Raw genomic sequence first — 11,643 nt, forward strand, 5'->3', positions numbered from 1 at the left:
GCCCATGCAAGGCGCGATGTTACGTCATCAGCAACCCGCCCCCGGCCGTAACAAGCCGGTGCCGCGTGGTGCCAGCCGGATGGTGGCCAAGGAGCCACTGTCGGCGCGCCTGCCCAAGGCCAACTTCAGCGTGTTCAAACGCCTGCTCTGGCCAGTGTTGCTGGTTGTCGCAGGCTTCGGCGCCTACGAGGGTGCCCAGCGCCTGATGCCGTACGCCGACCGGCCGATCACCAAGATCGCCGTGCAGGGTGACCTGAGCTACATCAGCCAGCAGGCGGTGCAGCAGCGGATCGCACCGTACGTGGCGGCAAGCTTCTTCACCGTCGACCTGGCGAGCATGCGTGCGGAACTGGAGCAGATGCCCTGGATCGCCCACGCCGAAGTGCGCCGGGTATGGCCGGATGAAGTGGTGATCCGCCTGGAAGAACAGTTGCCAGTCGCGCGCTGGGGTGACGAAGCCTTGCTCAATAACCAGGGCCAGGCCTTCACCCCGCGTGAACTGGCCAACTACGAGCACCTGCCGCAGCTGTTCGGGCCGCAGCGGGCGCAGCAAAAAGTAATGCAGCAATATCAGGTCCTGAGCCAGATGTTGCGGCCGATGGGCTTTTCGATCGCCCGGCTGGAGTTGCGCGAGCGCGGCAGCTGGTTCCTGACCACCGGTGCCGGAAGCGCCGGGCCAGGTATCGAACTGCTGCTGGGACGCGATCATCTGGTGGAAAAGATGCGCCGCTTCATTGCCATTTACGACAAGACACTCAAAGAACAGATCACGAACATCGCCCGCATCGACCTGCGTTATGCCAATGGCCTGGCCGTTGGCTGGCGGGAACCGAATGCACCGACGACGGCCCAACCCGCCGTTGCGAAGAATTAGAGAGAGGCAGGACCCATGGCAAATGCGCATAGCGGCAAAATGATCGTCGGGCTGGATATCGGCACCTCCAAGGTCGTGGCACTGGTGGGTGAAGTCGCCGCCGACGGCACCCTGGAAATCGTCGGTATCGGCACTCACCCATCGCGCGGGCTGAAGAAGGGCGTGGTGGTCAATATCGAGTCCACCGTACAGTCGATCCAGCGTGCGGTCGAAGAGGCCCAACTGATGGCTGGCTGCCGGATTCACTCGGCATTCGTCGGTGTCGCCGGCAATCACATCCGCAGCCTGAACTCCCACGGCATCGTCGCCATCCGCGACCGTGAAGTCAGCGCGGCCGACCTTGAGCGCGTGCTCGACGCCGCCCAGGCCGTGGCCATTCCTGCCGACCAACGGGTCCTGCACACCCTGCCGCAGGACTACGTGATCGACAACCAGGAAGGTGTGCGCGAGCCGCTGGGCATGTCCGGCGTGCGTCTGGAAGCCAAGGTCCACGTGGTCACCTGCGCCGTCAATGCCGCGCAGAACATCGAGAAGTGCGTACGCCGCTGCGGTCTGGAAATCGACGACATCATTCTCGAGCAGCTGGCCTCGGCCTACTCGGTGCTGACCGATGACGAGAAAGAGCTGGGCGTGTGCCTGGTCGACATCGGCGGCGGCACCACCGACATCGCCATCTTCACCGAAGGCGCGATCCGCCACACCGCTGTGATCCCGATTGCCGGCGACCAGGTGACCAACGACATCGCCATGGCCCTGCGTACGCCAACCCAGTACGCCGAAGAGATCAAGATCCGTTACGCCTGCGCCCTGGCCAAACTGGCCGGTGCCGGTGAAACCATCAAGGTGCCGAGCGTCGGCGACCGTCCGCCGCGCGAACTGTCGCGCCAGGCCCTGGCCGAAGTGGTCGAGCCGCGTTACGACGAACTCTTCACCCTGATCCAGGCCGAACTGCGTCGCAGCGGCTACGAAGACCTGGTACCGGCGGGCATCGTCCTGACCGGCGGTACCTCGAAAATGGAAGGCGCGGTAGAACTTGCCGAGGAAATCTTCCACATGCCGGTACGCCTGGGCGTGCCGCACAGTGTTCGCGGCCTTAGCGATGTGGTGCGCAACCCGATCTATTCCACCGGTGTGGGCCTTTTGACCTACGGCCTGCAGAAGCAGTCCGACGGTTTGACCCTGACCGGTATCAGCAGCAGCAACAACGGCTATGGCGATGAACCGAAGGCTCCAGCGTTTGAACGCTTCAAACGTTGGGTCCAGGGCAACTTTTAAAGTTTCAAAGCAGTAGTAGTAGGCGCAAAAAACTAGAGAACTGTAAGGAGAGGGAAAATGTTCGAGCTCGTAGACAACGTCCCGCAAAGTCCGGTCATCAAAGTGATCGGCGTCGGTGGCGGCGGTGGCAACGCCGTCAATCACATGGTCAAGAGCAACATCGAAGGCGTCGAATTCATCTGCGCCAACACTGATGCTCAAGCGCTGAAAAACATCGGCGCGCGCACCATCCTGCAACTGGGGACCGGCGTGACCAAGGGCCTGGGTGCCGGTGCCAATCCGGAAGTCGGCCGTCAGGCCGCGCTGGAAGACCGTGAGCGCATTGCCGAAGTGCTGCAAGGCACCAACATGGTGTTCATCACCACCGGCATGGGCGGCGGTACCGGTACCGGTGCGGCGCCAATCATCGCCGAAGTGGCCAAGGAGCTGGGCATCCTCACCGTTGCCGTGGTCACCCGGCCGTTCCCGTTCGAAGGCCGCAAGCGCATGCAGATTGCCGACGAGGGCATCCGTGCACTGGCTGACAGCGTCGATTCGCTGATCACCATCCCCAACGAGAAGCTGCTGACCATCCTCGGCAAGGACGCAAGCCTGCTGTCGGCTTTCGCCAAGGCTGACGACGTATTGGCCGGTGCCGTTCGCGGTATCTCCGACATCATCAAGCGTCCGGGCATGATCAACGTCGACTTCGCCGACGTGCGTACCGTGATGAGCGAGATGGGCATGGCCATGATGGGGACCGGCTGCGCCAGCGGTCCTAACCGTGCACGTGAAGCGACTGAGGCAGCGATCCGTAACCCGCTGCTCGAAGACGTCAACCTGCAGGGCGCTCGCGGCATCCTGGTCAACATCACCGCAGGTCCTGACCTGTCGCTGGGCGAATACTCGGACGTCGGCAGCATCATCGAAGCCTTCGCTTCCGATCACGCTATGGTCAAGGTCGGTACTGTTATCGATCCGGATATGCGCGATGAGCTGCACGTTACCGTGGTTGCCACTGGCCTGGGTGCGAAAATCGAGAAGCCGGTCAAGGTTATCGACAACACCATGCAGACCGCTGCGGCGCAAACCCCGGCACCGGCCCCTGTACGCAACGAGCAGTCTTCGGTGAACTACCGTGACCTGGAGCGTCCGACCGTGATGCGCAACCAGGCTCACGCCGGTGCTGCCGCTGCTGCAAAACTTAATCCACAAGACGATCTGGACTACCTGGACATCCCGGCATTCCTGCGTCGTCAGGCCGATTAATGAAATTTATCAGGGGTATAAGGGTGATTGGTGTTCAGCAAAGGCCGGGTCTGGTATTATCCTCAGCCTTTGTTGATACCAGTTCGCAATTTGCGCTGAAGCGGCCAATGCCATGATTAAACAACGCACCCTGAAGAATATTATCCGTGCCACAGGTGTCGGCCTGCACTCCGGGGAAAAGGTTTACCTGACCCTCAAACCTGCACCTGTGGATACCGGCATCGTATTTCGCCGTGCCGACCTCGACCCCGTGGTGGAAATTCCCGCCCGCGCGGCCAACGTTGGCGAGACCACCATGTCGACGACACTGGTCAATGGCGATACCAAGGTAGACACGGTTGAGCACTTGCTCTCGGCCATGGCTGGCCTGGGCATCGATAACGCCTACGTCGAGCTCTCCGCGTCCGAAGTGCCGATCATGGACGGTAGCGCTGGGCCCTTTGTATTCCTGATTCAATCTGCCGGCCTGGAAGAACAGGACGCAGCCAAGAAGTTCATCCGCATCCTGCGCGAAGTGACAGTGGAAGACGGCGACAAGCGCGCTACTTTCCTGCCATTCGACGGGTTCAAGGTGAGTTTCGAGATCGATTTCGATCACCCGGTGTTCCGCAACCGGACTCAAAGTGCCAGCGTGGACTTTTCCAGCACCTCGTTTGTGAAGGAAGTCAGCCGCGCCCGTACCTTCGGGTTCATGAGCGACATCGAGTACCTGCGCAAGCACAACCTCGCACTCGGTGGCAGTGTGGAAAACGCCATCGTGGTCGACAAGGACGGCGTGCTCAACGAAGACGGTCTTCGCTATGAAGACGAATTCGTCAAGCACAAGATCCTCGACGCCATCGGCGACCTCTACCTGTTGGGTAACAGCCTGATCGGCGAGTTCAAGGGCTACAAGTCCGGACACGCGCTGAACAACCAGCTGCTGCGCAAGCTGATCGAGGAAACAGACGCCTGGGAAGTGGTGACTTTCGAAGATGCCAGCACGGCACCGATCTCTTACATGCGTCCGGTTGCGGCAGTGTAAGTACGAACACTCTCTTCTTTAGTTTTTTTGGGCCACCTTCGGGTGGCCTTTTTTATTGGGCGGCTGCGGGGTTCTCTGTAGGAGCGGGCTTGCCCCGCGATAGCGGTTTTGTTTCAGACGCATCGCACCGCTGCTCCTACTCGGGATCCTTGTCCCGCGCATGGCTGGCCAGCCGCTCCAGCGCTGCGCGCAACTTCGGATCGCTGATTCCTTCAGCCGTTGCCTGGATGCTCTCGGCCGCCCGGGTCGACAGATCGGCGGTATGGCCTGCGGCGCGGCTCTGGGTGGTTGGCGGTTGCACCTTGAACTGGATCCGGGTCAGGCTGGCAAAGGCCTCGAGGGTCTGTAGCTGGCGTTGCAGGCGTTTTTGCTGGTAACGCAGGCGGGTGGCCCAGTGGCCATCGGTGACGATCAGCAGCAGCGTGCCTTCGCGCCAGGAGGCGAGATGACAATGCTCGCGAGCCGCTGGCTGCAATTGGCTATCCAGCAGCTTCTGCAGATGCGCCAGGCGCTGGGCATGGTTGAACAGGGCTTTGAGCGGCCGGGCTTCGCGCAGAAGAACAGCGGGGGCGCGAGCGGGCGAAGGTCGAAAAGCCATGAAGGGACACCTGAAGTTACAGAGCTGCCATCTTAGCAGATCGCCCGGGACAGGCCTTGTTTGGGCTGCAAGGGCAAAACTTCATGTTGCAATGGGTTGAAGTTGGCGAAAAAGGCCTTATTTTAACCAAGCCCCGTCAAAGCGCTGTGCCAGCATCGTGGAAATCCGCCACTTTCCTCACCATCGTTTCCGGGTAGAATGCTCGTTCGCATGCGGCCATTAGGGCTGCACGGGCGACTTACGGGGCCGCCCTCCATCCCCACGTGTGGAAGATCCTGCCGATATGTTTGCGCCTTTGTTAAAAAAACTTTTTGGAAGCAAGAACGAGCGTGAAGTCAAACGCATGCTCAAGACGGTACAGATCGTCAATGCCTTCGAAGAGCAGATGGTGGCCCTCTCGGATGAGCAGCTGCGCGCCAAGACCGCAGAGTTCAAAGAGCGCCTGGCCAAAGGCGAGACCCTCGACCAACTGTTGCCTGAAGCCTTCGCGGTTGCCCGTGAAGCGGGCAAGCGGGTCATGGGCATGCGTCACTTCGATGTGCAGCTGATCGGCGGCATGACCTTGCACGAAGGCATGATCGCAGAAATGCGTACCGGTGAAGGCAAGACCTTGGTCGCAACCCTGGGCGTGTACCTCAATGCCTTGTCGGGCAAAGGCGTGCACGTGGTCACGGTGAACGACTACCTGGCCCGCCGCGACGCCAACTGGATGCGTCCGCTGTACGAATTCCTCGGCCTGACCGTCGGTGTCGTCACACCGTTCCAGCCGCCGGAAGAGAAGCGCATCGCCTATGCTGCCGACATCACCTACGGCACCAACAACGAATTCGGATTCGACTACCTGCGCGACAACATGGCCTTCAGCATGGAAGAGAAATTCCAGCGCGAGCTGAATTTCGCCGTGATCGACGAAGTCGACTCCATCCTGATCGACGAAGCCCGTACACCGCTGATCATCTCCGGCCAGGCCGAAGACAGCTCCAAGCTGTACATCGAGATCAACAAGCTGATCCCGCGCCTCAAGCAGCACATCGAGGAAGTCGAGGGCCAGGTTACCCAGGAAGGCCATTACAGCATCGACGAGAAGAGCCGTCAGGTTGAACTCAACGAAGCCGGTCACCAGTTCATCGAAGAGATGCTCACCCAGGTCGGCCTGCTGGCCGAGGGCGAGAGCCTCTACTCGGCGCACAACCTGGGCCTGCTGACCCACGTCTACGCCGGCCTGCGCGCGCACAAGCTGTTCCATCGCAACATCGAGTACATCGTCCAGGACGGCCAGATCCTGCTGATCGACGAACACACCGGCCGTACCATGCCGGGCCGTCGTCTGTCCGAAGGCCTGCACCAGGCGATCGAAGCGAAAGAGAACCTGAACATCCAGGCCGAGAGCCAGACCCTGGCGTCGACCACCTTCCAGAACTACTTCCGCCTGTACAACAAGCTGTCCGGCATGACCGGTACCGCCGACACCGAAGCGTTCGAGTTCCAGTCGATCTACGGCCTCAACGTGATGGTGATCCCGCCGAACAAGCCGTTGGCCCGCAAGGACTTCAACGACCTGGTGTACCTGACCGCCGACGAGAAGTACCAGGCGATCATTGCCGACATCAAGGAAAGCATGACCCAGGGTCGTCCGGTCCTGGTGGGTACTGCGACCATCGAAACCTCCGAGCACATGTCCAATCTGCTGCAGAAGGAAGGTATCGATCACAAGGTCCTCAACGCCAAGTACCACGAAAAAGAAGCCGAGATCATTGCCCAGGCCGGTCGCCCGGGTGCGCTGACCATCGCCACCAACATGGCCGGTCGCGGTACCGACATCCTCCTGGGCGGTAACTGGGAAGTCGAAGTCGCCGCCATGGAGAGCCCGACCCCTGAGCAGATCGCGCAGATCAAGGCCGACTGGCAGAAGCGTCACCAGCAGGTGATCGAGTCCGGTGGCCTGCACGTGATCGCTTCCGAGCGTCACGAATCGCGCCGTATCGACAACCAGCTGCGTGGCCGTTCCGGCCGTCAGGGCGACCCGGGTTCGAGCCGCTTCTACCTGTCGCTGGAAGACAGCCTGATGCGTATCTTCGCCTCTGACCGGGTGAAGAACTTCATGAAGGCGCTGGGCATGCAGTCCGGTGAGGCCATCGAGCACCGCATGGTCACCAACGCCATCGAAAAAGCCCAGCGCAAGGTCGAAGGTCGCAACTTCGACATTCGCAAACAGCTGCTGGAATTCGACGACGTCGCCAACGAACAACGTAAAGTCATCTACCACATGCGTAACAGCCTGCTGGCAGCCGACAACATTGGCGACACCATCGCCGACTTCCGCCAGGAAGTGCTCGACGCCACCGTCGCCCAGCACATTCCGCCACAGTCGCTGCCCGAGCAGTGGGACGTAGCCGGCCTGGAAGGGGCCCTGGCCAGCGATTTCGGGGTCAAGCTGCCGATCCAGCAATGGCTCGACGAAGACGACCACCTGTACGAAGAAACCCTGCGCGCCAAGCTCATGACCGAGTTGCTGGCGGCCTACAACGAGAAGGAAGAGCAGGCCAGCGCCGAAGCCCTGCGCACCTTCGAGAAGCAGATCCTGCTGCGTGTACTGGACGACCTGTGGAAAGACCACCTGTCGACCATGGACCACCTGCGTCACGGTATCCACCTGCGCGGCTATGCGCAGAAGAACCCGAAGCAGGAGTACAAGCGCGAGTCGTTCAACCTGTTCCAGGAACTGCTCGATTCGATCAAGCGCGACACCATCCGCGTGCTCTCGCACGTTCAGGTGCGCCGCGAAGATCCGGTCGAGGAAGAAGCCCGTCTGCGCCGCGAAGCCGAAGAACTGGCCGCACGCATGCAGTTCCAGCACGCCGAGGCCCCTGGCCTGGAAGCGCAGCCGCAGGAAGAGGGCGCTGACGTTGCCGTGGCCACCGCGCCTGTACGCAACGAGCAGAAGCTGGGCCGCAACGAGCCATGCTGGTGCGGTTCGGGCAAGAAGTTCAAGCAGTGCCACGGCAAGATCGACTGATCACACCGTCGTTGCACCTCGCTGACATCTGAACACCGCGCCGCGACTGGTCCTCACCGTCGCGGCGTTGTTCCATCTCAAGCGCCGGTAATCTCGACCCGGTGCATTTTTTCTAGGAGCGCTTTCATGGCTGTTGGTCTTGGTCCTTTGCCAACGTTGCACCCGGTTCCAGGTTTTGAACTCGGCATCGCCTCTGCGGGCATCAAGCGCCCTGGGCGCAAGGACGTGGTGGTGATGCGCTGCGCCGAAGGCTCCAGCGTCGCCGGCGTGTTCACCCTGAACGCCTTCTGCGCCGCCCCGGTGATCCTCGCCAAGCAGCGCGTACAGGGCACCGTGCGCTACCTGCTGACCAACACCGGCAACGCCAACGCCGGCACCGGCGCGCCGGGCTTGGCTGCGGCCGAGCGCACCTGCGCCAAGCTGGCCGAGCTGACTGGCGTCGATGCCAGCGCCGTGCTGCCATTCTCCACCGGCGTGATCGGTGAGCCGCTGCCGGTCGAGAAGATCGAAGGCGCCCTGCAGGCTGCCCTGGATGACCTGTCGGAAAACAACTGGGCCGCTGCCGCTACCGGCATCATGACCACCGACACCCTGCCAAAAGGCGCCAGCCGCCAGTTCCAGCACGACGGCGTGACCATTACCGTCACCGGCATCAGCAAGGGTGCAGGCATGATTCGCCCGAACATGGCGACCATGCTCGGTTACATCGCCACCGACGCCAAGGTGGCCCCGGCGGTGCTCAAGGACCTGATCCTCGACGGCGCCAACAAGTCGTTCAACCGCATCACCATCGACGGCGACACCTCGACCAACGACTGCTGCATGTTGATTGCCACCGGCAAGGCCGACGTCGCCGAAGTCACCGAAGCCAGCGGCCCGCTGTTTGAAGCGCTGAAAAAAGCCGTGTTCGACGTGTGTATGGAAGTGGCCCAGGCCATCGTCCGTGACGGCGAAGGCGCGACCAAGTTCGTCACCGTTGAAGTCAACGGCGGCGGCAATCATCAAGAGTGCCTGGATGTCGGCTACGCCGTGGCCCACTCGCCGCTGATCAAGACCGCGCTGTTCGCCTCCGACCCGAACTGGGGCCGGATCCTTGCTGCCGTTGGCCGTGCCGGTGTGCCGGACCTGGACGTCAGCCTGATCGACGTGTACCTGGGTGATGTGTGTATCGCCAGCAAGGGCGGGCGCAGCGCCAGCTACACCGAAGCCCAGGGCTCGGCGGTCATGGCCCGGGAAGAGATCACCATCCGTATCGAGCTGGGCCGTGGCCAGTGCAGCGAAACCATCTGGACCACTGACCTGTCCCACGAGTACGTGAAAATCAACGCCGAATACCGTACCTAACCTCATCGCGGGGCAAGCCCGCTCCTACAAAACCTGTAGGAGCGGGCTTGCCCCGCGAAAAGTCCCTGACGGAGCTGAACCATGAGCTACCACCTGATCATCGGCGACAAGCTGTATTCCTCCTGGTCGCTGCGCGCCGCCCTGGCCCTGGAGCTGGCCGGTGCTTCCTATGATGAAACCCTGATCAAACTCAACCAGGCCGATACCCGTCAGCGCCTGCTCGAGCATTCGCCCACCGGCAAAGTGCCGCTGCTCAAAAGCGAACACGGCGTAATTGCCGACTCCCTGGCGATCGCCGAGTACCTGGCCGAGCGTCATCCTCAAGCCAACCTCTGGCCCACCGACATCGCTGCCCGTGCCCAGGCCCGTTCAGCCTGCGCGCAGATGCACAGCGGCTTCTTCGCCCTGCGCGGCAACATGCCGTTCGACCTGTCCCGGGATCAAGCGCTGGAAACCATGCCGCTGGACGTGCAAGTCGACATCGACCGCATTGTCGCGCTCTGGTCCGAATGCCGCCTGGCAGCCAAAGAGGCCGGCCCGTACCTGTTCGGCAGCCTGAGCCTGGCCGACGCCTTCTTTGCCCCGATCGCCGTGCGCCTGCGCACCTACCGGGTTGAAGTACCGGCAGACGCGGCGGCTTATATCGAAACCATCTACCAGTGGCCAGCCTTCCAGGCCTGGCAAAAAGCTGGCCTGGCGGAGCGTGAAGGGTGAAACGTGTACATGTAGCCGCCGCGGTCATCCGTAGCAGCGACGGGCGCATCCTGATTGCCCGCCGAGCTGACAGCCAGCATCAGGGCGGCCTGTGGGAATTCCCCGGCGGCAAGGTCGAAGAGGGCGAAGCAGTCGAGTTGGCCCTGGCCCGTGAGCTGCAGGAAGAGCTGGGCATCGTCGTCACGGCAGCCCGGCCGCTGATCAAGGTCAAACACGATTACCCGGACAAGCAGGTGCTGCTGGATGTCTGGGAGGTCAACGGCTTTACTGGCGAGCCCCATGGCGCCGAAGGCCAGCCCCTGGCCTGGGTGAGCGCGCGGGAACTGGCGGATTACGACTTCCCCGAAGCCAACCAGCCGATCGTCGCCGCCGCGCGTTTGCCGGCTGAATACCTGATCACCCCCGAAGGCCTGGAAGTCCCGCAGATGCTGCGTGGCATCCAGAAGGCCATTGCCGGCGGGATCAAGCTGGTGCAACTGCGGGCGCCGAACATGTACGACCCCAAGTACCGCGATGTCGCGGTGGATGCGGTCGGGCTGTGCGCCGGCAAGGCGCAACTGATGCTCAAGGGGCCGCTGGAGTGGCTGGGGGATTTCCCCGCGGCCGGTTGGCACCTGACCTCCGAGCAACTGCGCAAGTACGCCAGCAAAGGCCGGCCGTTCCCCAAGGAACGCTGGCTGGCGGCGTCTTGCCACAACGCTGAAGAACTGGCGTTGGCCGAGCAGATGGGCGTGGATTTCGTCACCCTGTCGCCGGTGCAGGCGACCCAGACCCACCCGGATGCCGTGCCATTGGGCTGGGAGCAGGCGCAGCAACTGATCGACGGCTTCAACAAGCCGGTGTATCTGCTCGGTGGTGTGGGTGTTGCTGAGCGGGACAAGGCTTGGTTGAACGGGGCTCAAGGGGTAGCGGGGATCCGCGCGTTCTGGCCTGAGGTCTGAACAAGGGCTGCGTTGCAGCCCATCGCTGGCAAGCCAGCGATGAGGCCCTTAGGGTTTGGCTGCAGCCTGCCACAACACCTCGGCCACCCCCTGGCGCCGCGCTATCAACCGCGCCGCGACAAACAGCAAATCCGACAACCGGTTGATATACGCCAGCCCCACCCCGGCCAAGGGCTCGACACTGTTCAACTGCTGGCAACGCCGCTCGGTACTGCGGGCCAGGCTGCGGCACACGTGGGCCTGGGCAATCAGCGCCGAGCCACTGGGCAGGATGAAGTTCTCCAGCGGCCCCAGCTCTTCGTTCCAGCGGTCGATAGCCGCTTCCAGGCGCTCCACTTCAGCATTGTTCAACGCCTGATAGGCTGGCATCGCCAATTCCCCACCCAGATCGAACAGCCGGTGCTGACAAGGGGCCAACACCTCACTGAGCTCATCCAGCCCCTGTTCGGCCAACCCGGCCAGCAGCAATCCCAACTGGCTGTTGAGGCTGTCCACCTCGCCAATGGCTTCGATCCGCGGGTGGTCCTTGGGCACACGGCGGCCATCGCCCAGGCCGGTTTCACCTTTGTCGCCGGTGCGGGTGTAGATCTTCGACAAACGAAAACCCAT

The 11,643-nt window shown here is 62.1% G+C and carries 10 protein-coding genes; 8 read left to right on the forward strand and 2 right to left on the reverse strand.

Going from position 1 to position 11,643, the window contains the following annotated elements; genetic code table 11:
- Window positions 1–4: 4 nt before the first annotated feature.
- The 4 genes from F8N82_RS02320 (at window position 5) to lpxC (ending at window position 4,421) form a co-directional block, all read left to right on the forward strand.
- Window positions 5–874 carry a cell division protein FtsQ/DivIB gene (locus F8N82_RS02320; protein WP_038998876.1) on the forward strand — a complete coding sequence of 290 codons (870 nt, stop codon included), beginning with the start codon at window positions 5–7 and terminating at the stop codon, window positions 872–874.
- A gap of 15 nt (window positions 875–889) precedes the next feature.
- On the forward strand, window positions 890–2,149 hold the full coding sequence (gene ftsA / locus F8N82_RS02325) for a cell division protein FtsA (protein ID WP_010220793.1): 1,260 nt from the start codon (window positions 890–892) through the stop codon (window positions 2,147–2,149).
- A gap of 57 nt (window positions 2,150–2,206) precedes the next feature.
- Entirely contained in the window at window positions 2,207–3,397 is a 1,191-nt protein-coding gene (gene ftsZ, locus F8N82_RS02330; protein WP_038998877.1) for a cell division protein FtsZ, read from the forward strand.
- A 112-nt stretch (window positions 3,398–3,509) separates the two neighbouring features.
- On the forward strand, window positions 3,510–4,421 hold the full coding sequence (lpxC, locus tag F8N82_RS02335) for a UDP-3-O-acyl-N-acetylglucosamine deacetylase (protein WP_028943297.1): 912 nt from the start codon (window positions 3,510–3,512) through the stop codon (window positions 4,419–4,421).
- A gap of 136 nt (window positions 4,422–4,557) precedes the next feature.
- On the opposite strand, the gene F8N82_RS02340 is transcribed toward lpxC, so the two are convergent.
- The gene (locus F8N82_RS02340) at window positions 4,558–5,019 is read right to left on the reverse strand and encodes a DUF721 domain-containing protein (RefSeq protein WP_038998879.1); all 462 of its coding nucleotides are present in this window, start codon (window positions 5,017–5,019) and stop codon (window positions 4,558–4,560) included.
- 283 nt (window positions 5,020–5,302) lie between these two features.
- Here F8N82_RS02340 and secA point away from each other — a divergent pair, with 283 nt between their 5' ends.
- The 4 genes from secA (at window position 5,303) to F8N82_RS02360 (ending at window position 11,034) form a co-directional block, all read left to right on the forward strand.
- The gene (gene secA / locus F8N82_RS02345) at window positions 5,303–8,035 is read left to right on the forward strand and encodes a preprotein translocase subunit SecA (protein ID WP_038998880.1); all 2,733 of its coding nucleotides are present in this window, start codon (window positions 5,303–5,305) and stop codon (window positions 8,033–8,035) included.
- 126 nt (window positions 8,036–8,161) lie between these two features.
- Window positions 8,162–9,379 (forward strand): bifunctional glutamate N-acetyltransferase/amino-acid acetyltransferase ArgJ, encoded by a 1,218-nt coding sequence (argJ, locus tag F8N82_RS02350; protein ID WP_038998881.1) that lies wholly within the window; start codon window positions 8,162–8,164, stop codon window positions 9,377–9,379.
- A gap of 81 nt (window positions 9,380–9,460) precedes the next feature.
- The gene (locus tag F8N82_RS02355; protein ID WP_038998882.1) at window positions 9,461–10,093 is read left to right on the forward strand and encodes a glutathione S-transferase; all 633 of its coding nucleotides are present in this window, start codon (window positions 9,461–9,463) and stop codon (window positions 10,091–10,093) included.
- A complete protein-coding gene (locus F8N82_RS02360; protein WP_038998883.1) occupies window positions 10,090–11,034 on the forward strand; it encodes a Nudix family hydrolase in 945 nt (314 codons plus the stop codon). The genes F8N82_RS02355 and F8N82_RS02360 overlap by 4 nt, the downstream gene beginning before the upstream one ends.
- Before the next feature lie 48 nt (window positions 11,035–11,082).
- Here F8N82_RS02360 and F8N82_RS02365 read toward each other — a convergent pair whose 3' ends face one another.
- Complete coding sequence (locus tag F8N82_RS02365) at window positions 11,083–11,643, reverse strand: cob(I)yrinic acid a,c-diamide adenosyltransferase (protein WP_038998884.1); 561 nt, start codon at window positions 11,641–11,643, stop codon at window positions 11,083–11,085.

It is taken from the genome of Pseudomonas fluorescens (assembly GCF_902497775.2).
Lineage (GTDB): Bacteria > Pseudomonadota > Gammaproteobacteria > Pseudomonadales > Pseudomonadaceae > Aquipseudomonas > Aquipseudomonas putida_F.